General features: G+C 68.8%; 1 protein-coding gene. It reads left to right on the top strand.

What is annotated here, in order from left to right; all coding sequences use genetic code 11:
* Positions 1-164 precede the first annotated feature (164 nt).
* Positions 165-479 (top strand): FtsK/SpoIIIE domain-containing protein (locus tag CCN37_RS41135; RefSeq protein ID WP_256388089.1); only part of this gene is annotated, 315 nt, incomplete at its 3' end.

Genomic DNA, 479 nt, shown 5'->3' with positions numbered 1-479 from the left:
GCTGTCAACCTCGCTGGAGCTGACCGACCTGCTCGGGCTCGGCGATCCCTACCACCTCGACGTGGGGCAGACCTGGGCGGCCAGGTCCAACCGCGACCGGCTCCGGGTGCCGATCGGTCTCAACGCCGACGGCAGGCCGATGGAGCTCNNTGCTGCGCACCCTGGTGCTGGCGCTGGCGATCACCCACGACCCGGAGATCCTCAACTTCGTGCTCACCGACTTCAAGGGTGGCGCGACCTTCACCAAGCTGGACAAGCTGCCGCACACCAGCGCGGTGATCACCAACCTGGAAGACGAGCTGCACCTGGTCGACCGCATGCTCGACGCGATCGGCGGCGAGCTGATGCGCAGGCAGGAGCTGCTGCGCAAGGCGGGCAACTACGCCAACCAGCGCGACTACGAGAAGGCGCGCACCGCGGGCGCCCCGCTCGACCCGCTGCCGGCGCTGCTGGTGATCGTCGACGAGTTCTCCGAGCTG

Source organism: Allokutzneria sp. NRRL B-24872, from assembly GCF_002155965.1.
GTDB lineage: Bacteria > Actinomycetota > Actinomycetes > Mycobacteriales > Pseudonocardiaceae > Allokutzneria.
Note: the sequence above shows the minus strand (reverse complement) of the source record. Positions and strands in the feature narration are given on the sequence as shown.